21 protein-coding genes are annotated in these 24,949 nt (G+C 66.6%); 3 read left to right on the forward strand and 18 right to left on the reverse strand.

Translation table 11 applies throughout. The annotated features are described in order from the left end of the window. Window positions 1-6: 6 nt before the first annotated feature. The 10 genes from bioB to aceK all read right to left on the reverse strand — a co-directional run bounded on the left by bioB (window position 7) and on the right by aceK (window position 11,596). Window positions 7-1,065, reverse strand: a complete 1,059-nt coding sequence (gene bioB, locus HZI36_RS02660) for a biotin synthase BioB (RefSeq protein ID WP_179401085.1) — start codon at window positions 1,063-1,065, stop codon at window positions 7-9. A gap of 45 nt (window positions 1,066-1,110) precedes the next feature. Then, complete coding sequence (gene bioD / locus HZI36_RS02665) at window positions 1,111-1,911, reverse strand: dethiobiotin synthase (protein ID WP_179401086.1); 801 nt, start codon at window positions 1,909-1,911, stop codon at window positions 1,111-1,113. After that, window positions 1,908-3,092: an 8-amino-7-oxononanoate synthase gene (gene bioF / locus HZI36_RS02670; RefSeq protein WP_179401087.1), complete on the reverse strand. Its 1,185-nt coding sequence runs from the start codon at window positions 3,090-3,092 to the stop codon at window positions 1,908-1,910. Before bioF ends, bioD begins: the two co-directional genes overlap by 4 nt. Further along, window positions 3,089-4,447 carry an adenosylmethionine--8-amino-7-oxononanoate transaminase gene (gene bioA, locus HZI36_RS02675; protein ID WP_179401088.1) on the reverse strand — a complete coding sequence of 453 codons (1,359 nt, stop codon included), beginning with the start codon at window positions 4,445-4,447 and terminating at the stop codon, window positions 3,089-3,091. The genes bioF and bioA overlap by 4 nt, the downstream gene beginning before the upstream one ends. Window positions 4,448-4,901: 454 nt before the next feature. Next, window positions 4,902-6,158: a dienelactone hydrolase family protein gene (locus HZI36_RS02680; RefSeq protein ID WP_179401089.1), complete on the reverse strand. Its 1,257-nt coding sequence runs from the start codon at window positions 6,156-6,158 to the stop codon at window positions 4,902-4,904. Window positions 6,159-6,573: 415 nt separating this feature from the next. After that, on the reverse strand, window positions 6,574-7,011 hold the full coding sequence (locus HZI36_RS02685; RefSeq protein WP_179401090.1) for a YchJ family metal-binding protein: 438 nt from the start codon (window positions 7,009-7,011) through the stop codon (window positions 6,574-6,576). Between the two features lie 22 nt (window positions 7,012-7,033). Continuing rightward, window positions 7,034-7,711: an SDR family oxidoreductase gene (locus HZI36_RS02690; RefSeq protein ID WP_179401091.1), complete on the reverse strand. Its 678-nt coding sequence runs from the start codon at window positions 7,709-7,711 to the stop codon at window positions 7,034-7,036. A 27-nt stretch (window positions 7,712-7,738) separates the two neighbouring features. Beyond that, entirely contained in the window at window positions 7,739-8,929 is a 1,191-nt protein-coding gene (locus tag HZI36_RS02695) for an acetyl-CoA C-acetyltransferase (RefSeq protein ID WP_179401092.1), read from the reverse strand. Beyond that, complete coding sequence (can, locus tag HZI36_RS02700; RefSeq protein WP_179401093.1) at window positions 8,919-9,686, reverse strand: carbonate dehydratase; 768 nt, start codon at window positions 9,684-9,686, stop codon at window positions 8,919-8,921. The genes HZI36_RS02695 and can overlap by 11 nt, the downstream gene beginning before the upstream one ends. Window positions 9,687-9,745: 59 nt before the next feature. Beyond that, window positions 9,746-11,596, reverse strand: a complete 1,851-nt coding sequence (gene aceK, locus HZI36_RS02705) for a bifunctional isocitrate dehydrogenase kinase/phosphatase (RefSeq protein WP_179401094.1) — start codon at window positions 11,594-11,596, stop codon at window positions 9,746-9,748. A 318-nt stretch (window positions 11,597-11,914) separates the two neighbouring features. On the opposite strand from aceK, the gene HZI36_RS02710 reads away from it, so the two are divergent. Further along, on the forward strand, window positions 11,915-12,988 hold the full coding sequence (locus HZI36_RS02710; RefSeq protein WP_179401095.1) for an MBL fold metallo-hydrolase: 1,074 nt from the start codon (window positions 11,915-11,917) through the stop codon (window positions 12,986-12,988). 85 nt (window positions 12,989-13,073) lie between these two features. Here the strand turns inward: HZI36_RS02710 and HZI36_RS02715 are convergent, their stop codons facing one another. The 5 genes from HZI36_RS02715 to argS all read right to left on the reverse strand — a co-directional run bounded on the left by HZI36_RS02715 (window position 13,074) and on the right by argS (window position 19,210). Further along, window positions 13,074-14,663, reverse strand: coding sequence for an ABC transporter substrate-binding protein (locus HZI36_RS02715; RefSeq protein ID WP_179401096.1), 1,590 nt, complete (start codon window positions 14,661-14,663; stop codon window positions 13,074-13,076). A 243-nt stretch (window positions 14,664-14,906) separates the two neighbouring features. Further along, window positions 14,907-15,677 carry an SDR family oxidoreductase gene (locus HZI36_RS02720; RefSeq protein WP_179401097.1) on the reverse strand — a complete coding sequence of 257 codons (771 nt, stop codon included), beginning with the start codon at window positions 15,675-15,677 and terminating at the stop codon, window positions 14,907-14,909. A 28-nt stretch (window positions 15,678-15,705) separates the two neighbouring features. Continuing rightward, window positions 15,706-16,344, reverse strand: a complete 639-nt coding sequence (locus HZI36_RS02725; RefSeq protein WP_179401098.1) for a thiol:disulfide interchange protein DsbA/DsbL — start codon at window positions 16,342-16,344, stop codon at window positions 15,706-15,708. A gap of 61 nt (window positions 16,345-16,405) precedes the next feature. After that, the gene (locus tag HZI36_RS02730) at window positions 16,406-17,290 is read right to left on the reverse strand and encodes an SPOR domain-containing protein (protein WP_179401099.1); all 885 of its coding nucleotides are present in this window, start codon (window positions 17,288-17,290) and stop codon (window positions 16,406-16,408) included. 126 nt (window positions 17,291-17,416) lie between these two features. Then, the gene (gene argS / locus HZI36_RS02735; protein WP_179401100.1) at window positions 17,417-19,210 is read right to left on the reverse strand and encodes an arginine--tRNA ligase; all 1,794 of its coding nucleotides are present in this window, start codon (window positions 19,208-19,210) and stop codon (window positions 17,417-17,419) included. A 165-nt stretch (window positions 19,211-19,375) separates the two neighbouring features. Here argS and HZI36_RS02740 point away from each other — a divergent pair, with 165 nt between their 5' ends. Together HZI36_RS02740 and HZI36_RS02745 are read left to right on the forward strand one after the other, a co-directional pair. After that, complete coding sequence (locus HZI36_RS02740) at window positions 19,376-19,699, forward strand: DUF1840 domain-containing protein (protein ID WP_179401101.1); 324 nt, start codon at window positions 19,376-19,378, stop codon at window positions 19,697-19,699. A gap of 348 nt (window positions 19,700-20,047) precedes the next feature. Further along, a complete protein-coding gene (locus HZI36_RS02745) occupies window positions 20,048-20,404 on the forward strand; it encodes a hypothetical protein (protein ID WP_179401102.1) in 357 nt (118 codons plus the stop codon). A gap of 15 nt (window positions 20,405-20,419) precedes the next feature. Here HZI36_RS02745 and metH read toward each other — a convergent pair whose 3' ends face one another. The 3 genes from metH to HZI36_RS02760 are packed head-to-tail and all read right to left on the reverse strand — an operon-like array spanning window position 20,420 to window position 24,943. Beyond that, the gene (gene metH / locus HZI36_RS02750; RefSeq protein WP_179401103.1) at window positions 20,420-23,137 is read right to left on the reverse strand and encodes a methionine synthase; all 2,718 of its coding nucleotides are present in this window, start codon (window positions 23,135-23,137) and stop codon (window positions 20,420-20,422) included. A gap of 46 nt (window positions 23,138-23,183) precedes the next feature. Next, window positions 23,184-23,852: a DUF4276 family protein gene (locus HZI36_RS02755; RefSeq protein ID WP_179401104.1), complete on the reverse strand. Its 669-nt coding sequence runs from the start codon at window positions 23,850-23,852 to the stop codon at window positions 23,184-23,186. Continuing rightward, a complete protein-coding gene (locus tag HZI36_RS02760) occupies window positions 23,852-24,943 on the reverse strand; it encodes an AAA family ATPase (RefSeq protein ID WP_179401105.1) in 1,092 nt (363 codons plus the stop codon). Before HZI36_RS02760 ends, HZI36_RS02755 begins: the two co-directional genes overlap by 1 nt. Window positions 24,944-24,949: the final 6 nt, after the last annotated feature.

Below are 24,949 nucleotides of genomic sequence, written 5' to 3' on the forward strand. Positions count from 1 at the left end.
AACCGATTACGCGGAAGCGCGCCCGCACTTTTCCGCCGTCTCCACCGGCAACTGCTCCGCCCCTTCCGCCCGCATCCCCAGGCGCGCGAGCAGCTTCCGATCGCGCTCCGAGCGCGGATTGCTCGTCGTCAGCAGCTGATCGCCGTAGAACATCGAGTTCGCGCCGGCCAGAAAGCACAACGCCTGCATCGAATCGTCGAGCTGCTCGCGGCCGGCCGACAGCCGCACCATCGCCTTCGGCATCGTGATCCGCGCGACCGCGATCGTGCGCACGAACTCGAACGGATCGAGCTTCTCCGCATGCGCGAGCGGTGTGCCCTCGATCGCGACGAGGTTGTTGATCGGCACCGACTCCGGATACGGATCCAGGTTCGCGAGCTGCGCGATCAGCCCCGAGCGCTCGCGGCGCGATTCGCCCATCCCGATGATCCCGCCGCAGCACACGTTGATCCCCGCGTCGCGTACGCGGTCGAGCGTGTCGAGACGGTCCTGGTACGTGCGCGTCGAGATGATCTGCCCGTAGAACTCCGGCGACGTGTCGAGGTTGTGGTTGTAGTAGTCGAGGCCCGCGTCGGCAAGCCGCTGCGCCTGCTCGTCCTCGAGCATCCCGAGCGTCATGCACGTTTCGAGCCCCATCGCCTTCACGCCGCGCACCATCTCGGTCAGCGGCGCCATGTGGCGCTCCTTCGGGTTGCGCCATGCGGCGCCCATGCAGAAGCGCGTCGCGCCGTTCGCCTTCGCGGCGCGCGCGGCATCGAGCACCGTGTCGACGTCCATCAGCTTCTCCGCCTTCAGCCCGGTGTCGTGATGCGCGGACTGCGAGCAGTAGCCGCAGTCCTCCTCGCAGCCGCCGGTCTTGATCGACAGCAGCGTCGACAGCTGGATCGCGTTCGCGTCGAAGTGCTCGCGGTGCGTCTGCTGCGCGCGGAAGATCAGATCGTTGAACGGCAGCTCGAACAGCGCGAGTACGTCTGCGACTTTCCAGCGCGGCGCGGCCGGCGCGGCGATCGGTTGCGCGTCGGTCGACGCATGGGTCGGCGCGGCGACGGTCTGGGCTTCGGTCATCGTGTTCATCCTGGAAACGTGGAATCGTGGAAACGGGTAAGGGGCTCAGCGTTGCGCGGCGGCGCGCAGCGCGTCGGTGAGCGTGGCGACGTCGAGCGACGCCGCGGCGGATTCGGGCGACGGCGGGCTCATGTATGCGATGCGGCCGAGCATCGGCGCACGGTGCTCGCGCGCGAGCCAGTCGCGCAACGTCGCGACGTTCTCATCAGCGAACGACATCGCCGGATCGACGTGATTCGCGACCCAGCCGGCGAGCGGCAGGCCGGCGGCGGCGATCGCGTCGGCGGTCAGCAACGCGTGGTTGATGCAGCCGAGCCGCACGCCGACGACGAGCACCGCCGGCAGCCCGAGCGCGACCGCGAGGTCGGCGGTGTCATGCTTCGCGCCGAGCGGCACGCGAAACCCGCCGACGCCTTCGACGACCACGACGTCCGCGCGCCGCACCGCTTCGCGATGGCATGCGACGATCGTGTCGATGTCGAGCGTGACGCCTTCCTGCCCGGCGACGATGTGCGGCGCGGCCGGCGCCTTCAGCAGGAACGGCGTGCGCAGCTCGGGCGGCAGTACGACGCTCGCGGCCGCGTCGAGCTGGTCCGCGTCCTCGTTGCGCCACACGCCGTCGCGCTCGTATGCGCCGGCTGCCACCGGCTTCATCGCAGCCGCGCGCAGGCCCGCGCGCGTGAACGCGTGCAGCAGCGCGGCGGACACGAAGGTCTTGCCGATCTCGGTGTCGGTGCCGGTGACGAAAAGTGAAAGCGCCGCTGACGTCCGCCGGGCCGCCCCAAGGGCGGCAGCCGCCCCCTCGGGGGGCAGCGAACGAAGTGAGCGTGGGGGCTGTTTCGTCATGCCGATGCCTCGCTCGCGGCAACGAGCGCCGCTTCGAGTCGTGCGAGATCGTCGAACGAATGCGCGGCCGACAGCGACACGCGCAGCCGCGACGTGCCCGCCGGCACGGTCGGCGGCCGGATCGCGGGCACCCACAGGCCGTGCGCGTCGAGCGCGTCCATCACCGCGAGCGTCGCTTCGTTGCTGCCGATCACGAGCGGCTGCACGGCCGTGTGCGAATCGACCGGCGTCCAGCGCGTTGCGCGGAGCAACGCGCGCGTGCGCGTGATCAGCTCGGCGAGATGCGCGCGCCGCGCGTCGCCTTCGTCGCCGCCGATCACCTTCAGGCTCGCGGATACCGCATGCGCGACCGCCGGCGGCGCGGCCGTCGTGAAGATATAGCTGCGCGCGCGCTGCACGAACCATTCGATCACGGTTTCGTGTGCGCAGACGAACGCGCCCGCGACGCCCGCCGCCTTGCCGAGCGTGCCGACGTACACGAGATGCGGCGAGCGCAGCGCGGCGGCCGCGAGCGCGCCGCGCCCTTGCGGGCCGAGCACGCCGAAACCGTGCGCGTCGTCGACGACGAGCCACGCACCATGCCGCTCCGCGAGCGCGACGAGCGCCGCGAGCGGCGCGATGTCGCCGTCCATGCTGAACACGGTGTCGGTGACGATCAGCTTCGTCGTCGCATCGGATGCGTCGAGCAGCGCGGCGAGCGCGGCCGTGTCCGCGTGCGGATAGATCTCGATCTTCGCGCGCGATAGCCGCGCGCCGTCGATCAGCGATGCGTGATTGAGCGCGTCGGAGAAGATCGTCGCGTCCTTGCCGGTCAGCGCGGTCATCGCGGCGAGGTTCGCCATGTAGCCGGTGCTGAAGAAGAGCGCGCGCGGCGCGTCGGAGAACGCGCCGACGAAGCTGGCGAGCTCGTCCTCGAGCTTCGCGTGCGCGCGCGAGTGGCCGCCGAGCAGATGCGAGCCGCCGCTGCCCGAGCCGTAGCGCTCGGCGCCTTCGCCGAATGCGGCGACGAGCGCCGGATGCGCGGCGAGGCCCAGATAGTCGTTGCTCGCGAAGCCGATGATGTCGCGGCCGTCGACGGTCATGTGCGCGCTGCACGCGGAATCGGCGACGCGCAGCCGCCGGCGCAGCCCTTGCGCGTCGAGCTCGGCGAGGCCGCGTTGCACGGATTCGAGCAAATTCATTCGGAGTGCTCCGCAAGCGTCGCATCGAGCGTGTCGCGCGTGCGTTGCGCGAGCCACGCGATGCCCGCGTCGTCGATGATGTAAGGCGGCATCAGGTAGACCGTCGTGCCGATCGGGCGCAGCAGCACTTCGCGCTCGAGCGCGTGCTCGAAGAAGCGGCGCGAGAAGGTGCGAGAAGCGTCGCGCGCGGCATCGCCGTCGAACGCCACGTCGAACGCGAACAGCGTGCCGCGCTCGCGCATGTGCCGCACGTTCGGATGCGCGGCGAGCGGCGCGAGCGCGTCGCGCATCGCCGCGGATTTGCGCGCGTTGCTCGCGAGCACGTCGTCGCGCGCGAACAGGTCGAGCGTCGCGAGCGCCGCGCGGCACGCGAGCGGATTGCCGGTGTACGAGTGCGAATGCAGGAAGCCGCGCGCCGTGTCGTCGTCGTAGAACGCGGCGAACACGTCGTCGCGCGTGAGCACGAGCGACAGCGGCAGATAACCGCCGCTGATCCCCTTCGACAGGCACAGAAAGTCCGGCCAGATACCGGCCTGCTCGCACGCGAAGAACGTGCCGGTGCGGCCGCAGCCGACCGCGATCTCGTCCGCGATCAGATGCACGCCGAATTCGTCGCAGAGCGCGCGCAGCCCGCGCACGTACGATGGATCGTGCATCGCGAAGCCGGCCGCGCACTGCACGAGCGGCTCGACGATCAGCGCGGCGATCCGGTCGCTTCGTTCGACGAACAATCGGCGCACGTCGGCGAGCGCGCGGCTCGCGACGTCGGCGGCGGTCTCGCCTTGCGCAGCCTGCCGCGCGTCCGGCGACGCGACGACGTGCGCGTGGCGGATCAGCGGATCGTAGGCATCCTTGAACAGCGCGACGTCGGTGACGCCGAGCGCGCCGATCGTTTCGCCGTGATAGCCGTTCGCGACGCAGACGAATTCGTTCTTCTGCGCGTGCCCGCGATTGCGCCACGAATGGAAGCTCATCTTCAGCGCGATCTCGACGGCCGACGCGCCGTCGGACGCGAAGAACGCGTGGCCGAGCGTGTGGCCGGTCAGCGCGGACAGGCGCTCCGCGAGCAAGATCGCGGGCTCGTGCGTGCAACCGGCGAGCATCGCGTGCTCGAGCGTGTCGAGCTGATCCTTCAGTGCCGCGTTGATGTCCGGATTCGCGTGGCCGAACAGGTTGACCCACCACGAGCTGATCGCGTCGAAATAGCGGCGGCCGTCGTGGTCATACAGCCACGCGCCGCTGCCGCGCGCGACCGGGATGAGCGGCAGGCGCTCGTGATGCTTCATCTGCGTACAGGGATGCCAGACGGCGCGCAGGCTGCGCGCCACCCAGGCGTCGGGTGCGTGCGTGTTCAAGACGACTCCGTTGCGGGATGCGCGATCGACGTGGCGTTCGCGCGAATGGGCATGGTTCGGCCGGCCGGCGCCCGGCCGTGCGAACGGCAAACGGGCAGAGATTAGCGCGTTCCGCGTGCCGATGCACTAGCGGCGAAAAATCCCGTAAAGCCTTGCTGGGCGGGAGTTGGCGGCAGATCGGAGCGGCTCGGGACGGAACGATTCCGATCAGGGAAAATGCCCGCAGTTGACGACGTCAGAGTGACACCCCCCAGCGAAAAAAATCATGCGGCGGCGCGGGCGATGGAACGGCGGAGCGTGACGGAAAAATGAGTGCGCGATCGCGATGCGGCGGACATGACGACGCGATGCGCAGCAAAGTACGTACAAGCAAGCACATGCAAGCGCAACGAATCCGAGGGATGGAAGAAGGGAGGAACCGCTCAGCGCGACGCGAGAAGAAAGGGGGCGCCGCTCAGCGCGACGCGAGCGAAGAATGCGCGACCTGCGCGTCGTCGTCGCGATCGGCGGTCTGCTCCGGCGCATGCCAGACGACGCGGTTGTCGACCGCATAGAGCCGGCACGAGCCCATGCCCTGTTTCGCGCAGTTGTCGAGCGCAAGCGCCATCGGATCGTCGCCGCCTTCGGCCCACGACCACGCGCCTTCGGCGGACACCGCGAACGCGCGGCTCGGATGCTGGCTCAGGAAATGGCGATAGCCGTCGCGGCCGGCCTCGTCGACGAACGGCACCGCGTCGACAGAGTCGATCGACGCATAGCCGCTCGCCTTCGGCTCGTGCGGCTCCGCGACCGCAAAGCGGACCGCGGTCGGCATGTTCAGCTGCGCGAGAAACGCGTCGACCGCGGGCCACCAGACGTCGACGCCGTCGCGATCGATCACGAGCCGATGCGCGTCGTCCTTGTAGCTGCCGTAGTCGACGAACCGCACCTGTGCGCCGTGCGACTGGTACGCGTCGCGCATCTGCGCGACGAGCGCGGGCGTCCAGACGGAGTCGTTGTCGCCGTAGAACCACAGCGACGGCACCGCCGTGTGCGCGCCGTACTGATCGAACGCGGCGACGAGATTGTGCTGCCACCCGTCGCACAGATCCTGGCGCAGCCCGCCCGAGAAATTGATGATGCCGCGCACGCCGCGCGCGGCTTCGGTGCCGTACGCGAGCGACACGAGGCCGCCGTGCGACGTGCCGGCGACGACGATCTTCGATGCGTCGACATACGGCTGATGCGCCATGTAGCGGATCGTCGCGGCGACGTCGTCGGCCTGCGCGATGCCATTGCGGGCGACGTTGCAGCCTTCCTGCTGATAGGTGCCGCCGGAGCCGGCGAAGCCCTGGCGGTTCGGCGCGATCACAGCATAGCCGCGGCGCACGAATTCGCGCGCGAACGCGAGCGGGCGGCTGCGCGGCTGCTGATGCAGATCGCCGGTGTTCTTGCCGTGGTTGAACACGACGAGCGGGAACGGGCCGGGGCCGTCGGGCTTGAACAGCGTCGCTTCGAGCGTCACCGTGCCGGATGCATCGGCCGGAATGCGAACGATCTGCTCATTGAGATTCGCGGCGACCTGCGGCAGGCCGGAGCCCTCGTAGTCGAAGCGCTCGGCGTGCGCGAACGGGCTGGTCGTAGCGGTATCGGCGTGCGGCAGCGTATCGGCCAGCGCGGCCGACAGCGCACAGGCCGCCATCCATCCCACCAATACTTTGCTGAACGCCATTCGCAAAACCCGCCATGTCCTTTGACGAAACCGAGCGCTCATCGTAGCTGGACAATTTCGGGTTGTGCAATGCGGGAATTACCCGGCGTTTGATACGACAAGTATTTGTCAGCGTTCGCTTAATTGAGGCGCGAGTATGCGTTCGAATTAGGGTGCGCAATACTGGCGATCAAGCGCGCTGCCAGGCCGGACGGGGTGTTGCGGGTGGGGAGCGAATCGATTTGCGCGTATCGCGCGGGCGACGAGCGGGAAGTCGTAATCGACGGTAACGGCGGAGGTGATGGGTTTCTTATTATTGGTATCGAGTCGTTCGCATAAGTCATCAATGGGAGACCCGATGGGTTCGCGTTCGATTTTGCGATGCGGGAATCGGCATAGTGGATCGATATTCGGCGCGTTGCGTTGACGCAATTCCTCACCGCTCCGTCACTTCTCCGTCGACGTATCGCCACCGGTCGTCCGTTCCCTTCTCGAACCGGCTGACCTCATGCAGCCGATACGCGCGTCCGCCGATCTTGTACCTCGCGACGAACTCGACGACCGCATGCCGCTCGTCGATCTGCTGATGCCGCTTCACCGCGAGCCCGATCCACTTCGGCGCATCGGCCGCATCCGGATCGGCGTCGAGATCGGCGGGGCACGTGCGCGGGTCCCACGTCGCGCGCAGATAGTCGTTCGCGCCGAGCACGTACGCGCTGTAACGCGAGCGCATCAGCTCGAGCGCGGTCGGCGCGAACGCGTCGCCGTCGATGAAGCGGCCGCAGCACGCGGCATAACGCGGCGCGCGCGCGGCGGCGCCCGCCTGCGGCGATGCGCCGCCGCACGGGCATGTATCGGGTCGGGAAGCCGTCATCGGAAGGAAAGAAAGTGGGCGCTCACCAGCTCAGCTCGACGCCATCGTATTGAAAGAACCGGCCGTTCGCCTGCGTGATGTCCGCGGCGGCCTCGGCGATCACGCGGCGCATCCCGGTCACGCTCGTTTCGGGATCGATCGCCGCTTGCGCGCCGCCCATGTCGGTGCGCACCCAGCCCGGATGCAGCGAGATGCACGCCGCATGGCGGGTCTGCAGCGACGCGATCCGCAGCACGTCGTTGAGCGCCGCCTTGCTCGCGCGATAGAGCCAGCCGGTCGTGCCGGTCGCCTCCGAAATGCTGCCCATCCGGCTCGACACGACCGCGAGCACGCCGCGCGCGTCCTCGACGAGCGGCAGCACGACCGGCAGCAACTGCATCGGCCCGCGCACGTTCGTGTGCATCACCGCGTCGAAGTCATCGGCGGTGATCGCGTCGACGCCGTCGGTGCGCGGCCCGTAGACGCCCGACACGACGACGGCCGCATCGAGCCGCTCGCCGTCGAGCGTCGCGCCGAACGCCGCGATCTGCGCGGGCTGCGTGATGTCGAGCGCATGCGCGAGCGCGCCGAGCGCGCGGAGCGCGGCGAGCGATGCTTCGTCGCGCGCGGTGGCGATCACGTTCCATCCGTCGCGCCGGTATTGCCGGACGAATTCGCGGCCGAGGCCGCGCGACGCGCCGACGATCAGTACGGTTTTCATGTCAGCCTCCCTCGCGCCCGCGGGCGTTCAGATCAGTTCGATGCCCATCGCGGTCGCCTCGCCGCCGCCGATGCACAGGCTCGCGACGCCGCGTTTGCCGCCGCGCGCGCGCAGCGCGCCGATCAGCGTGACGAGGATCCGCGCGCCGGACGCGCCGATCGGATGGCCGAGCGCGCACGCGCCGCCGTTCACGTTGACCTTGCCGTGCGGCAGGTCGTGATCCTTCATCGCGGCCATCGTGACGACCGCGAACGCCTCGTTGATCTCGTATAGATCGACGTCGGACGCGCGCCAGCCGTTCCTGGCGAACAGCCGCGAGATCGCGCCGACCGGCGCGGTCGTGAACTTCGACGGCTGCTGCGCGAACGTCGAATGCCCGACCACGCGCGCGATCGGCGTCGCGCCGAGCTTCTCGGCGGTCGACGCGCGCATCATCACGAGCGCGGCCGCGCCGTCGGAGATCGACGACGAATTCGCGGCGGTCACTGTGCCGGTCTTGCTGAACGCGGGCCTGAGCGTCGGAATCTTCGACGGATCGGCCTTGAACGGCTGCTCGTCGCGCGACACGACGGTATCGCCCTTCTTGCCGGCGACGGTCACCGGCGCGATTTCCCAGTCGAACGAGCCGTCCTCGTTCGCGCGCTTCGCGCGCGCGAGCGATTCGATCGCGAACGCGTCCTGAGCCTCGCGCGTGAACGCGTATTCGCCCGCGCATTCCTCGGCGAACGTGCCCATCAGGCGGCCCCGCTCGTACGCATCCTCGAGGCCGTCGAGGAACATATGGTCGAGCACCTGGCCGTGGCCCATCCGCATCCCGCCGCGCGCCTTCGGCAGCAGGTACGGCGCGTTCGTCATGCTCTCCATCCCGCCCGCGACGATCACGTCGGCCGAGCCCGCGACGAGCATGTCGTGCGCGAACATCGCCGCGCGCATCCCGGAGCCGCACATCTTGTTGATCGTCGTGCAGCCCGTGCCGAGCGGCAGCCCCGCGCCGAGCGCGGCCTGCCGCGCGGGCGCCTGGCCCTGGCCGGCGGGCAGCACGCAGCCGATCACGGCTTCGTCGATCTGCTCCGGGCTCAGGCCCGCGCGCGCGAGCGCCGCGGCGATCGCGGCGCTGCCGAGCTGCGGCGCGGTGAGCGACGCGAAGTCGCCCTGAAAGCCCGCGATCGGCGTGCGCGCCGCGGACGCGATGACGATGGAATCGTGTTCAACAGCCATGTTTCGTCTCCTTCAGGGTATCCGCCACCTTTTGGGCGACGTCGGTCAACTGCGCGGCATCGGCCTCGATCACGTCGTTATCGGGCGAATGCCGGCCGTGCACGGTCAGCGCGGTCACGCAGCGTTTATAAGTCGAGTCGAGCGCTTCGGGGCTCGACACCGCCATCCCGAGGTTGCGCATCCGGCCGTCGTGCACGCCGTACACGAGCCCGTGCACGGTCAGCGGCTGGCCGCGCGCCCACGCGTCGTTGACGATCGTCGAGCGGCACACGTTGACGACCTGCTCGATCGCGTTCAGCTCGATCAGGCGGCGGTAGCGCGCCTCGCCGACCGGCCATTCGTCGAGCAGCGCCGCGTGCCGTTCGCGCACGTCCTGCACGTGATGCAGCCAGTTGTCCGCGAGGCCGACGCGGCGGCTGTGCAGCGCCGCGTTCACGCCCGAGCAGCCGTAGTGGCCGACGACCATGATGTGCTTCACGCGCAGCAGGTCGACCGCGAACTGGATCACCGACAGGCAGTTCAGGTCGGTATGGACGACGACGTTCGCGATGTTCCGGTGAACGAACACTTCGCCCGGCGGCAGGCCGATGATCTGGTTCGCCGGTACGCGCGAATCGGAACAGCCGATCCACAGATACTCGGGCGCCTGCTGGTCGGCGAGGCGCGAGAAGTACTGCGGATCGTCGGCGAGCATGCGCTGGACCCAGGCGTCGTTGTTGGCGAACAGATGGGAGAGCGGGTGGTCTTGGGTGTTCATCGCGGTGGATTCCGGGGCGAAAAAAGCGGTCGATAAAACCGGTCGATAAAAGGGCGGGCTCAGGCGGCGCGCTGTGCGGCGCCGGCATCGTCGGCGCCGCTGCGGGTGTCGTTGCCGATGCTGTTGCCGGCGCCTGGCGTCGCGAAGCGCGCGGGATAGCGCACCGCGAAGCGCAGCGCCTGATCGTACGCATAGAAGTCGGGCAGCTCGCCGCGCAGCAGCGAGTCCTTGCTGTCTTGCCACAGCTCGGGCTCGAAGAAGTCCGCGTGATGCGCGAGGAAATACCGGCGCACGCGCGGGTCGCCGAGCAGGAACGGGCCGAACGTCTCGGGGAATACGTCGTGCGCGCCGACCGTATACCACGGCTCGCCGGACAGCTCGTCTTCCTCGTTGCGCGGCGGCGGCACGCGGCGGATGTTGCAGTCGGTCAGATACTCGATTTCATCATAGTCGTAGAACACGACGCGCCCGTGCCGCGTGACGCCGAAGTTCTTGTACAGCATGTCGCCGGGGAAGATGTTCGCCTTCATCAGCTCCTTCACCGCGTTGCCGTACTCCTTCACGCCGTGCTCGACCTCGTCGTCGGTGCCGTTCTGCAGATACAGATTCAGCGGGATCATCCGCCGCTCGATGTACAGATGCCGGATCACGAGATCGTCTCCCTCGTATTCGAGCAGCGACGGCACTTCCTTCTCGAGCTCGCGCACGAGCGCGTGATCGAGCCGCGCGAGCGGCAGCGCGACGCTCGAGTATTCGAGCGTGTCGGCCATCCGGCCGAGCCGGTCATGGCGCTTCACGAGCTGATACTTCTCCATGATCTGCTTGCGCGTCGTGTCCTTCGGCGGCGGGAAGTGATCCCTGATGATCTTGAACACGTACGGGAACGACGGCAGCGTGAACACGAGCATCACGAGCCCCTTGATGCCGGGCGCGATGACGAAGCGGTCGCTCGAATGCGACAGGTGATGGAGCAGGTCGCGGTAGAACAGGTTCTTGCCCTGCTTCTGCAGTCCGACCGACGTGTAGATCTCGGCCTTCGGCTTGCCCGGCATGATCGAGCACAGGAACTCGACGTACGCGGACGGCACGTTCATGTCGACGAGGAAGTACGAATGCGAGAAGCTGAAGATGATCTGCAGCTGCTGGCGGCTCAACAGCACGGTGTCGAGCGCGAGCACGCCGGCTCGCGTATGGCGGATCGGCATCGCGAACGGCACGACGCGCTCGCCGTTGATGATGCGCCCGACGATGTACGCGGTCTTGTTGCGAAAGAACAGCGACGACAGCACGTGGATCTGGAAATTCACCGCTTCGTCGAACTTGCCGTACGTGTCGTGGATCGACTGCATCACGCACGCGGTGTCGCGCGCGAGATCCTCGAACGGCGGATTGAGCTGGAAGTTCGTGACGATGCGCTCGAGCGTGACCGCGAGCCCGTCGGTGCCCGGGTAGTACGCACGATAGGTCGGCTTGCCGGCGGGCTCGTCGTTCTCGAGATACTCGGTCGCGATCGCCGGCCGCACGAAGATGAAATCGTTGTTGAAGTACGAGCGGTGCAGGATCTTGCAGCAGACCGAATTGAAGAACGTCTCCGCGCACTCGGGCTGGCGGTGCGAGGTCAGCAGGCCGATGTAGTGCAGCTTGATCTGCTGCCAGACCTCGTCGTCGATGTTCTCCGCGTCGTATTCGTCTTCCAGCAGCTCGACGCATTCCGAGACGCGATCGTCATACGACGTGATCCGGTCGCGCGCGAGCCGCTGCAGCCCATGCCAGTCGCCGCGCTCGAACAGCGTCTTCGCTTCGACGGCCGCTTCGCGGAAGATCCGGTAGTGGCGGTCGAAGTTCTCGAGCATCGTCTGCGCGACGTCGAAACCGATCTGCGACGACAGCAGTTTGGGAAAGTGATTCATGAACGGGCATGCTCACGGGGGCTGGAAGCACCGCCATTTTAGCGCTCGCGCGGCGCACCGATGGCATCCGGTCCGCGCCGCGCGCCGGCGCCGGGCGTGGCACGTTGCGCGGCGTTCGTCGACGTTTCGTGCATCTTCTCGCAAAGATGCGCGTACGGGGATTATTGTGGCGCGAATTTATTTTGATGCGCGACCGGGCCGGCCGACGCCGATCGGCGTTGGGCGCTAGAATCGACCGGATGCGGCCGGCGCGCGGCGGGCGGTTAGCCGCGCCGGACGGACACACGACACGACACGACACGACGAGACACCCCACCGATGAACGCTCTGGAACACCAACTCGACTATCCGTTCTCGAACACGCTGCCGCCCGAAGGCGAAACGTTCGAGGTCGCGCCCGGCGTGCGCTGGCTGCGCATGCCGCTGCCGTTCGCGCTCGACCACATCAACCTCTGGCTGCTGCGCGACGAGATCGACGGGCAACCCGGCTGGACGATCGTCGACTGCGGCATCTCGTCCGACACGATCCGCGCGCACTGGGAGCGGATCTTCGATACGCAGCTCGACGGGCTGCCGGTGCTGCGCGTGATCGTCACGCACTGCCACCCGGATCACTTCGGGCTCGCGGACTGGCTCTGCGGCGGCGGCGACCGGAAGCGCTGGGACGTGCGGCTGTGGATGACGCTCGGCGAATACGCGTTCGGCTGCCTGCTCGCGTCGGGCAACGGCTCGAACGCGGGCGGGCCGGGCGCGGCCGAGCACTTCGCGCGGCACGGGCTCGCCGATCCGGCCGCGCTCGACAAGCTCCGCAACCGCACCAGCTACTACTCGAATCTCGTGCCCGCGGTGCCGCCGCGCTATCGGCGGCTGCGCGAAGGCGACGCGGTGACGATCGGCGCGCGCACGTGGCGCGTCGTGACGGGCTTCGGCCATTCGCCTGAACATTGCGCGTTGCACAGCGAAGCCGACGGCGTGCTGATCTCCGGCGACATGGTGCTGCCGCGAATCTCGACGAACGTGTCGGTGTTCGACCTCGAGCCGGAGGCGAATCCGCTCGCGCTGTATCTGCAGTCGCTCGGCCGCTACGAGGCGATGGCGGGCGACACGCTCGTGCTGCCGTCGCACGGCAAGCCGTTCCGCGGGCTGCACACGCGCGTCGCGCAGCTGCGCGCGCACCACGACGCGCGGCTCGCCGAGGTGCGCGAGGCCTGCGGCGCGAAGCCGATGAGCGGGGCCGACATCGTGCCGATCATGTTCCCGGGTCGCACGCTCGACACGCACCAGATCACGTTCGCGCTCGGCGAGGCGATCGCGCACCTGAACCTGCTGTGGCTCGCGGGCGAGCTGAAGCGCACGCAAGGCGACGACGGCGTGCTGCGTTTCTCCCGGTAGCGGAAGGTAGCGGAAGGTAGCGGAAGGTAGCGGAAGGTAGCGGAACGATCGGGCGGCAAGCCCGATCGCCTTGGCGCGGGCGGGCTTACTGCACCGACACCGCCGTGAAATTCTGCCGTCCGAACGGGCTCACGCGGTAGCCGCTCACGTTCGCGCGCGTGAGCGCGGCCGCGGTCGGATAGCCGAGCGGAATCCACAGCGCCTGGTCGTGGATGATCTTCTGCGCGGCTTCATAGTCCTTCGCGCGCTTCGCCTGATCGGCGGTCTCCTTGCCGTCCGAGATCAGTTTGTCGAGTTGCGGATCGCAGAACCGCGCGAAGTTGATCCCCGACTTCACCGCGTTGCAGCTGAACTGCGGCGTCAGGTAGTTGTCCGGATCGCCGTTGTCGCCGGCCCAGCCCATGAACAGCAGGTCGTGCTGCCCTTGCTTCGCCTGCTTGATCAGCTCGCCCCATTCGATCACCCGCACGTCCGCCTTCACGCCGATCTTCGCGAGGTCGGCCTGCAGCAGCTCCGCGCCCGCTTTCGGGTTCGGGTTCAGCACGCTGCCGGCCGGACGCACCCAGATCGTCGTCGAGAAGCCGTTCGGGAAGCCCGCCGCCGCGAGGAGCTGCTTCGCCTTCGCGGGATCGTACGGATAGGGCGCGACGCTCTTCGCGTAACTCCACGTGTTCGGCGGATACGGGTTGTTCGCCGGCGTCGCGGTGTTGTCGAACACGACCTTCAGATAGGTCGCGCGGTCGAACGCGAGATTCAGCGCCTGGCGCACCTTCTCGTTGTCGAGCGGCTTCTTCTGCGTGTTCAGCGCGACGAACGCGGTCATGAACGCGGGCGTCTGCACGACCTTCAGCGCGCCGTCCGTCTTCGCGGCGAGCACGTCCTGCGGCTTCGGCGACAGCGCGATCTGGCACTCGCCGGCCTTCAGCTTCTGCGCGCGCACCGACGGATCGGGCGTGATCGCGTAGATCAGCCGGTCGACTTTCGGCTTCGGCCCCCAGTAGGTCGGGTTCGCGTCGTAACGGATCAGCGCGTCCTTCGTGTAGCTCCGCAGCACGAACGGGCCGGTGCCGACCGGCTTCGCGTTCAGGTCGGCCTGCTTGCCGGCCTTCTGAAGCTGGTCCGCGTACTCGGCCGAGTAGATCGACGCGAAGCCCATCGTCAGGATCGGCACGAACGTCGCGTTCGGCTCGTTCAGCACGAACTTCACCGTGCTGTCGTCGACCTTCACGATCGATTTCACGAGCTTCGCGAGGCCCATCGACTGCGCATGCGGGAAGCCGCTCGGGCCGGCGACCTTGTGCCACGGATTCGAGTCGTCGATCATCCGCGTGAACGTGAACACGACGTCGTCGGCATTGAGCGGCCGGGTCGGCTTGAAGTAGTCGGTGGTCTGGAACGCAACGTTCGGGCGCAGGTGGAACGTGTAGATCAGGCCGTCGGCGCTGGCTTCCCACTTGTCCGCGAGCGCGGGGACGACCTTCTTGTCGGCTTCGTCGTACGACACGAGTGTGTTGAAGATCACGTCGGCCGACGCGTTGGTCGTGACGAGCGAGTTGTACTGAACGACGTCGAAGCCGTCGGGGCTCGATTCGGTGCAGACGGTCAGCGGTTTCGCGGCGACGAAGGCCGGCAGGGCGGCGATCAGCGCGGCTGCGGCGTACGGCTTGATGCGCATAGGTTCTCCCACGTGGCTTTTGGTTTTTCGATGACGGGATGCGGGCACCGCCCGGCGGCGGCGCGGCGGACGACTAGCATACCGTCAAAGCGCGGCGCGCGTGAAAAACGGCGCCAGAACGGGTGCGGGAACGGGCGCGGGAACGGGCGCCAGAACGGGCGCGAGAACGGGCGCGAGAACGGGCGGCATCGCGCGCGCGCCTTCCGGCGGCCAGCGCAAGCCGGTTATTGGCGTGAACCGGCCCTAGTCCTTCGCGCGCGGCTTGCGCGGCGCGCGTTCGAACAGCCGGTCGTAGAGCCAGCGCGGCATCACGTGCAGCACCTTCGCGACGACGCCCATCTGCCACGGGATCACGCTGAACGCGCGGCGCTCGGCGATCGCACGGGCCGCGCGCGCGGCGAAGCGGTCGGCGTCGAGCAGGAACGGCATCCGGTACGGATTGTGCGCGGTCATCGGCGTGCGGATGTAGCCGGGCGCGATCGTCACGACGCCGACCTGGTGCGGCCGCATCTCGACGCGCAGCGCTTCGAGATACTTGATCGCGGCCGATTTCGACGCGCTGTACGCGCCGGAGCCGGGCAGCCCGCGCACGCCGGCGACGCTCGCGATGCCGACGAGCGTGCCGCGCTTCGCGGCGGTCATCGGGCCGACGAACGGCTCGAACGTCGCGACCATCCCGAAGTAATTGATGTCCATCACGTTGCGGAACGCGGCGAGATCGCCGTGGCCGGTGATCGCGCCCTGGCTGATGCCCGCGTTCGCGATCACGACGTCCGGGCAGCCGTGCTCGGCGATGAACGCGGCGGCCGCGTGCGCGAGCGCGTCGGCGTCGCGCACGTCGACCGGATAGACCGAGATGGACAGCGACGGGAAGTGTTGCGCGAACGCGGCGAGCGTGTCGCCGCGCCGCGCGACGAGGCCGAGCGTCGCGCCCTGGCGCGCGTACTCGCTGGCGAGCGCGAGGCCGAGGCCGCTCGACGCGCCGGTGATGAAGACCTTCAGCGGGGCGGTCATGCCGGCGCGGGATCGGACGGCAGGGGGCTTAGAGCTTCTTGTCCTGGACCTGCTTCACCAGATAGTCGAGGACCTGCGCGGTGCCCTCGAGGCTGTTCGTATACGCGGGGCCCGTCTTGTACTTGCCCGCGACGATGAGCGTCGGCACGCCGTCGACGCCATAGTTCTTCATCGCCTCGGCCGCCTGCTTCACTTCGCCCTGCACGCTGAACGAGTTGTACGCGTCCATGAACTTCTTCTTGTCGACGCCCTGGGTCGCGAGGAAGTCGGCCTGCGCCTGCGGCGTCAGCAGATAGTTCTTCTGCTTGTGGATCGCATTGAAGATCGCCGGCGTGACCTTCTCGGCGATGCCGAGCGCGGACACCGCGTAGTAGAGCTTCGAGTGCGGCACGAAATCGTCGCGGAACGCGACCGGGATGCGCTTGAAGTCGATCTTGTCGGCGTCCTTCTTCACCCACGCCTCGAGCGTCGGCTCGAACTCGTTGCAGTGCGGGCAGCCGTACCAGAAGAATTCGATCACTTCGACCTTGCCGGCCGGCGCGGACGTCGGCTGCGGCGACTTCATCACTTCGTAATCCTTGCCCGCGACCGGCGCGGCGGGCGATGCCTGTGCGAAACCAGCCGCGAGGCTCAGGGACAGCAGAAGCGTGCTAAGCAGTTTTTTCATGTTATGACTGTCGATCGGTTGCTGGGGTAACGAAACGGGATCTGCGTGGGCGCGGCCGGGCTTACTGCTTCGTGAAGCGGATCACCGCCGTGTCGACACCAGCGTCGGACAACCGCTGGCGTGCCGAGTTCATGTCCTCGAATTTCGAGAACGGGCCCACGCGCACACGGAAATAGGTGACGCCGCTCACGTCGCGCTTCGACACCTTCGACTCGAAACCCTGGAAGCCGAGGCGCGCGCGCTGCTGCTCGGCGTCCGTTTCGGTCTTGTACGCGCCGACCTGCAGGAAGTAGCCGGTGTTCGTGTCGGACGCGCTCGGTGCGGACGGCGCCTTCTGCGGCATGTTGTTCGCGAGAATCGCGGCCGGCGACGGCGATTTCGGCGCGGCGGCCTGCGCCTGCGACGGCGTCTGCGCGGCCTTCGCGGGCGCCTGCGGACGCGGCTGCGGCTGGCGCGCCGTTTCGGTCTCGATGTCGTTCGAGCTTGCGACGGCTTGCGACGACTTCTTCTTCGGCGGCGTCACGTCGGCCGGTTGCGGCGGCACGACGCTGTCATTACCGTTGCCGTTTTCGCTGTCGTTGCTGCTGGACGGCGCCGCGTTGTTGCCCGACGGCGGCATCTCGACGATCTGCGGCGCCGGCAGCATGCCGGACCCGGACGTGGCGCCCTGGCCGGGCGCGGTGTTCGGCGGCGTCTGCGCGGTCTGCGGGACCGGCTGGCCGGGCGTCTTGCCCTGCAGCACGCGGTTCGGGTCGATCTGCTGCGGCTGGCTCGCGCCGTTGTCGGCGGGCGGCGCGACCTTCGCGACGAACGGTGACGGCGAGCGCGTGATGTACAGCGCGACGACCACGGCGATCGCCAGGCCGACGATCAGGCCCAGCACGACCCCGATGAATGTTCCCCCGGCTTGTTTCGACTGTTGCGGCTTGCGGCGTGGTTGTGCCATTGCTTGAGTCACCTGCAAAAAGAATCGTGGAACGGCCGGGCCGCAACAGGCCGCGGCCTGCCGTGGTCCGGCTTCTCGCGGCCCGGCCTATCGCGGCCCGGCCGGTCGTCGCCCGGCGCGGACGGCTTACATCTTCTCGGGCGCGGAGACGCCGAGCATCGCCAGACCGTTCTCGAGCACCTGCCGGGTCGCGGCGAGCAGCGCGATGCGCGCGGTGCGCGGCGCCTCGTCGTCGACCAGCACGCGCTCCGCATTGTAGAACGAGTGGAATTCGCCAGCGAGGTCGCGCAGGTAGAACGCGACCGCGTGCGGCGCCAGTTCGTTCGCCGCGTGCGTGAGCATGTCCGGGTACTCGGCGAGCTTCTGCAGCAGCGCGGTCGCCTGCTTGCTCGTGAGCTGGGACAGGTCGGCGCCCGAGAACTGAGACGGCTGCGACAGATTGCCGCTGTAGCGCGACTTCCACTCGTTCAGCACCGAGCAGATCCGCGCATGCGCGTACTGCACGTAATAGACCGGGTTTTCGTCGTTCTGTTTCAGCGCGAGATCGATATCGAACACGAATTCGGTGTCCGCCTTCCGCGAGATCAGGAAGAAGCGCACCGCGTCGCGGCCGCGCGTGATCGTCGCCGCGTCGAGCTGGTCCGGCGATTTCTCCGAGCCCGGCGCGGCGCCGCCCGACCATTCGATCAGGTCGCGCACCGTCACGTAGCTGCCCGCGCGCTTCGAGATCTTCACTTCCTGGCCGTCGCGCATCACGGTGACCATCTTGTGCAGCACGTAGTCCGGATAGCCCTTCGGAATCCCGACGTGCAGCCCCTGCAGGCCCGCGCGCACGCGCGAGATCGTGCCGTGGTGGTCCGAGCCCTGGATGTTGATCACCTTCGTGAAGCCGCGCTCCCACTTCGTCACATGGTACGCGACGTCCGGCACGAAGTACGTGTACGTGCCGTCGGACTTGCGCATCACGCGGTCCTTGTCGTCGCCTTCGTCGGTCGTGCGCAGCCACAGCGCGCCGTCCTGCTCGTAGGTCATGCCGGCCGCGATCAGCGCGTCGACGGTCTTCTCGACCCGGCCTTCCGTATACAGCGACGATTCGAGGTAGTACTGGTCGAACTTCACGCCGAACGCCTGCAGGTCCATGTCCTGCTCGTGGCGCAGGTATGCGACCGCGAACTTGCGGATCGCGTCGAGATCGTCCGGGTCGCCCGTGCCCTTGACCGGCTCGCCGTCCTTCGCGGCGACCGTCTCGCCGTTCAGGTAGTCGCGCGCGATGTCGGCGATGTATTCGCCGTTGTACGCGGCTTCCGGCCAGCCCGCGTCGCCCGGCTTCAGGCCGCGCGCGCGCGCCTGCGTCGAGATCGCGAGGTTGCCGATCTGCACGCCGGCGTCGTTGTAGTAGAACTCGCGGTGCACCGCGCAGCCCTGGCTGCCGAGCACGTTCGCGAGCGCGTCGCCGAGCGCCGCCTGGCGGCCGTGGCCAACGTGCAGCGGGCCGGTCGGGTTCGCGGACACGAATTCGAGCAGCACGTGCTTGCCCTTTTCGCGCTCGGACTGGCCGAACGCGCGGCCTTGCTCGAGCACCGCGCCGATCACCGCCTGCTTCGCGGCGGCCGCGAGGCGCAGGTTGATGAAGCCGGGGCCGGCGATCTCGGCGGCGTCGACGAGGCCCTGCGCGCCCGGCTGCGCGATGAGCGCGGCGACGATCTTCTCGGCGAGCTGGCGCGGGTTCGTGCCGAGCGGCTTGGCGAGTTGCATCGCGACGTTGCACGCGACGTCGCCGTGCGCGGCGACCTTCGGGCGCTCCAGCGTGATCGCGGGCACGACGAACGCCGCGTCGGCGTCGCCCTTCAGCGCGTGGGCGACCTGCTCGACGCTATCGGCAAGCAGGGTTTCGAGAGTCAGTTTGTGTGCTGGCAGCATGCTGGTAGAAGGCTTCGTTGGTGGCGGGGCTCGACCGCGGCCCCGCCGGCGCGCCGTCGGGGCGCACATTTTTCAGGGATCGCGGAATTTTAACAGGTGCTAATATGCGGCCAGGTGCCCGGCGTGAACGCGGGGCGCGCACAACAAGATGATTGGGAAATTGCGATGATTACATTCAAGAGCAGGGCGGCACAGGACCTCCAGGTGTTGAAGGATTTCGCGGTGCTGGTGCTGGGCCTCGTCGGCAAGTCGCTCGACGAGCGCGGCGTGATCGCGTACGACGAACTCGACGGTGCGATTGCGAAGCTGGAAGACGCGGTCGCGCGCGCGAATCACGAGCGCAGCGAGCACGCCGGCCATTTCCACGAGAACGAACCGGACCATCCGCACCACGAAGTGCCGCCGAGCCTCGCTCAACGCATCGCGCCGTTCCTCGGGATGCTGCGCGAGGCGAAATCGCAGAACGCCGACGTCCACTGGGGGTTCTGAGCCGCCCGCGACGCGATCCGGCTGCGCCGGAGTGTGACAAAAAAACCCGCTTGCCAGGCGGGTTTTTTTTCGTCCGCCGCCGGGCGGCGCGCTTGCGCTGCTGACGCTGCCCGAGTATGCGTGGCTTTCGGCTGATACCAGGGATCGGGCGCGGGTCAATCAGATGAAATTCGTTGTCCAGGCACAAATTGATCTGATGCAAAAGTAGCTGATCGCCACCTTTCAATATGTTTAGGTTAAATGTAGCCTGCCCACCGGATGGCTGTTGAATTTTCGCAACGGGTGCCTTTTGTCGGGATTGTCCGCTCTTGAACCAATGGGTCGCTAATGATCAGGAAAACGGTTGGCATGCTGCTTTTCATGATAGCGGCAACGGGTTATGCAGCTTCAATTGCTGAGCTCTATCAACAAATCCCATCGCAAAAGAACGCAGACGGCACGATTACCATTTTTCCACACTCGCGACCGAGCGATCTGAATGAGTTGCATCAGCGCTACTGCGAAAGCATCGGCGGCAAAGATATTACCGACGAAGGGGACACTACCATCACGGCGGCAACGATAGACGCCGCAACATGCTTGATCCAACCGTCAAACACCAATATCGGCACTTTGGGCGTGAAAAGCAGCCCATTAAGCCATGATTTGCCCCCTCTCGGAGGGGTTAAAGTCGCGCCGAACAATGAGTCGGACGATCCGATTTAAATCCTAGCCACTCGCTCAAAGCTGAGGCGCGAGCGCGCGCCGCGCGTCCTCGAGCGACAGCGACATCCGTTGCGCGTAGTCTTCGAGCTGATCCTGCCCGATTTTCCCGACCGAGAAGTACGTGCTGTCCGGGTGTGCGACATAGAAGCCCGACACGCTAGCGGCCGGGAGCATCGCGAGCGAATCGGTGAGGCTCATCCCGACTTCCTCCGCGTTCAGCGCCGCGAACATGTCGCGTTTCACGAGGTGATCCGGGCACGCCGGATAGCCCGGCGCCGGGCGGATGCCGACGTACTTTTCGGCGATCAGCGCGTCGTTGTCGAGCGTCTCGCCGCTCGCGTAGCCCCAGAACTCGCGGCGCACGCGCGCGTGCATCGCTTCCGCGAGCGCTTCCGCGAAGCGGTCCGCGAGCGCCTTCAGCGTGATCGCGCTGTAGTCGTCGTGTGACGATTCGAACAGCTTCTCCTTCGCTTCGACGCCGATCCCCGCGGTGACCGCGAACATGCCGATGTAGTCGGCCACGCCCGATTCCTTCGGCGCGATGAAGTCGGCGAGCGAGCGGTTCGGCCGCATCACGCCGTCAACGACCGGCCGCACCGTCTGCTGGCGCAGGTTGCGCCACGTGAGCAGCACGTCCGAGCGCGATTCGTCGGTGTAGATCTCGATGTCGTCATCGTTCACGGTGTTCGCGGGCAACAGCGCAATCACGCCGTTCGCGGTGAGCCAGCGGCCCTGGATCAGCTTGTCGAGCATCTCCTTCGCGTCCGCGAACACGCGCCGCGCCGATTCGCCGACGACCTCGTCCTGCAGGATCGCCGGGTACGGCCCGGCCAGATCCCAGGTCTGGAAGAACGGGCCCCAGTCGATGAAGCGCGCGAGCTCGGCGAGGTCGTAGTTCTTGAACACGCGGCGGCCGATGAACTTCGGCTTCACCGGCGCGTAGCCCGCCCAGTCGAGCTTCGTCTTGTTCGCGCGCGCCTGCTCGAGCGTGACGAGCGGCGTCGTCTTCCGGTTCGCGTGCTGCACGCGGATGCGCTCGTATTCGGTCTTCAGCTCGTCGAGGTACTTCTGCGCGCCTTCGTCGGACAACAGGCTCGACGCGACCGACACCGAGCGCGACGCGTCCGGCACGTAGACGACCGGCCCGTCGTAGTTCGGCGCGATCTTCACCGCGGTGTGCACGCGCGAGGTCGTCGCGCCGCCGATCAACAGCGGCGTCTGCTTGCCGCGGAAGTAGTCGTCGCGCTGCATCTCGGACGCGACGTACGCCATTTCCTCGAGGCTCGGCGTGATGAGGCCCGACAGCCCGATGATGTCCGCGCCTTCCTCCTTCGCCTTCGCGAGGATCTCGTTGCACGGGACCATCACCCCCATGTTGACGACTTCGAAGTTGTTGCACTGGAGCACGACCGACACGATGTTCTTGCCGATGTCGTGCACGTCGCCCTTCACGGTCGCGATCACGATCTTGCCCTTCGCGCGCACGTCGCCGCCCGCTTCGGCAAGCAGGCGCTTCTCTTCCTCGATGAACGGCACCAGATGCGCGACCGCCTGCTTCATCACGCGCGCGGACTTCACGACCTGCGGCAGGAACATCTTGCCCTGGCCGAACAGGTCGCCGACGATGTTCATCCCGTCCATCAGCGGGCCTTCGATCACGTTGATCGGGCGCCCGCCGGCCGCGTCGATCTTCTGCCGCGTTTCCTCGGTATCCTCGACGATGAAGTTCGTGATCCCGTGCACGAGCGCGTGCGCGAGGCGCTTCTCGACCGGCTGGTTGCGCCACTCGAGGTTCTCTTCCTTCTTCGCTGCGCCCGTCTTGAACTTGTCGGCGATCTCGAGCAGGCGATCGGTGGAATCGGCGCGGCGATTCAGGATCACGTCCTCGACGCGCTCGCGCAGCTCGCCGTCGAGATCCGCATAGACGCCGAGCTGGCCCGCGTTCACGATCCCCATGTCCATCCCGGCCTGGATCGCGTGGTACAGGAACACGGTATGGATCGCCTCGCGCACCGGATCGTTGCCGCGGAACGAGAACGACACGTTCGACACGCCGCCGCTGATCTTCGCGTACGGCAGGTGCTGCTTGATCCAGCGGGTCGCCTCGATGAAGTCGACCGCGTAGTTGTTGTGCTCCTCGATGCCGGTCGCGACCGCGAAGACGTTCGGGTCGAAGATGATGTCCTCGGGCGGGAAGTCGCATTCGCGGACGAGAATCTCGTACGAGCGCCTGCAGATCTGGGTCTTGCGCTCGAACGTATCGGCCTGGCCCGTTTCGTCGAACGCCATCACGACGGCCGCCGCGCCGTAGCGGCGGATCAGCTTCGCATGATGGCGGAACGCGTCCTCGCCTTCCTTCAGCGAGATCGAGTTCACGATCGCCTTGCCCTGCACGCACTTGAGGCCGGCCTCGATCACTTCCCACTTCGACGAGTCGATCATGATCGGCACGCGTGCGATGTCCGGCTCCGACGCGATCAGGTTCAGGAAGCGCACCATCGCCGCCTTGGAGTCGAGCATCGCCTCGTCCATGTTGATGTCGATCACCTGCGCGCCGTTCTCGACCTGCTGGCGTGCGACCGCGAGCGCGTCGTCGAACTGGCCGTTGAGGATCATCCGCGCGAACGCCTTCGAGCCGGTGACGTTCGTGCGCTCGCCGACGTTGATGAAGAGCGTCCCGGACGTGACGTTGAACGGCTCGAGGCCGGCGAGGCGCATCGTGTGATCGGTCATGGCTGTGGACATCAGGCTTTAAAGGCAGAAAAGCGACAAAAATGGATCAAAGCGGTTCGAGAGCGGCAATCCGGTCGAACCATTGGCTGAAATGCGGACACTGGGCGCGAATTGTATCCAGTCCGATTTTTTCTGCGGCAAGCGGACCGTGCCGCACTTTTCGATAACGAGGCGTCAGAATGGCGAGTCGCTTCGACGGGGCGGTATGAGGCGAATCGTTGATCCATTCGGGATCGGCGACGCCGGCTCGAACCTCGGCGAGCTCAGGCGCGTGGACAGCCCATTCCGGTTCGATCTGGCAGAGCATGGTTGTGTCGGAGAACAACAGCGATTCGAATTCGTGAGGCTGAATATAGGGAAGGAATCGTTCCCTTCTGCAACCGGTCAATGCGATGTGCGCGTGAAGTGCATCCTCGATGCGCGCGGCGCGATCCGCGGGTGGCAAACCTTGCGTTTCCACGACTCCCGGGAAGGTTTTATCCAGCGCATAAAGATCGAACAGCGTCGTCAGGTAGGTGTCCTGACGCTCCTTGAGCGTCCGTTCGATGAAGCGGCCGATCCTGTCCAGATTGAGTGCGCCGCCGCGTTGGCCCGACGACGTGCGGACAAGTCTCGGCGTCACGTAGATGCCTCGCGGCGCGAGCGCTGCCGCCAGAACCCTGTTGACGAACGCTTCCTCGGTCTGGCCTTCGCCGATGACAATCAATTCGACCATCAGGAAGGTCTCCCGCCAAGCACGTTTCGCTCCCAGAGATCGCCGAGCGAGTATTCTTCGAGCCAGTTTTCGAGCGAAGCCGCATCGAGGCGCCGAAAAGCCGACGCATTGTCTTCCCGATCGACGACCACGATGTCCGATGGCTCGAAGCAATTCAGCAATTCGACCGACTGAGTGGACACGATGAGCTGCCTTCTTTCCGACGTACGCTTGAGCAGATCGGCGAGAACGTTGATCGCATACGGATGCAGCCCGAGTTCGGGTTCGTCGATCAGGATGGTCGATGGCATCAGCGCCCAGGGCTGCAACAGAAGCGTACAGAGGCAGATGAAGCGTAGCGTGCCGTCCGACAGCATGTGTGCTTTGAACGGCGTGTCCGGATTGCCTTTTTCGGTCCACTCCAGTTCGATGACGTGGGCGTCGTCGTCGCGATGGACGAAGTCGTCGAAAAACGGTGCGATGAGCCGGACAGAGTCGACGATGAGGCGGTACTGCGCTTCATGTTTCGTATGCAACATCCGGAGGTACGCGGCGAGGTTCGCGCCATCCGCTTTGAGTCGCAGGGTGTCGTTGATGCTGTGCGGCTGCTTGACCTTGGCCGTTTCGCCCGTATCGTGGAAATGGTAGACGCGCCAGTTTTCGATCGCGCGTCCGACGGTCTGAAAATGCGCGTCTTTTGCGTTCCTGATACGCGATTCCGCGTGTCCCGTGCCGAGCGGGGGAGGGAGTTCTTCCGGGCTGAGAGGGAAATCGCTGCCGAGCCCGATTCGCTCGTTTTCATAGATCAGCCGATTGTCGTTGGTCGGCGCCAGATCGAAGCGATAACGGTACTTGTCGAAGACGAGTTCGGCATGAAGTGACGAAGTCGTTTTACGCGAGAAATGCAGCAATGCATCCGGCCCTCCCTGCTTTTGTACATATAGCTGAAGGCGCTGGTCATACATTTCCGCAAGCATGCGAAAGAAGCCGATGAAATTGGATTTCCCGGCGCCGTTTGCACCGATCAGCACGTTGAGATTGGTCAACTCGAAATCGCGCAGGTCGCGAATCGACTTGTATCCCTGAATGGTCAATTTGCTGACAGCGGGCATGCTCTG

Source organism: Burkholderia guangdongensis, assembly GCF_013403875.1.
Classification (GTDB): Bacteria; Pseudomonadota; Gammaproteobacteria; order Burkholderiales; family Burkholderiaceae; genus Burkholderia; species Burkholderia guangdongensis.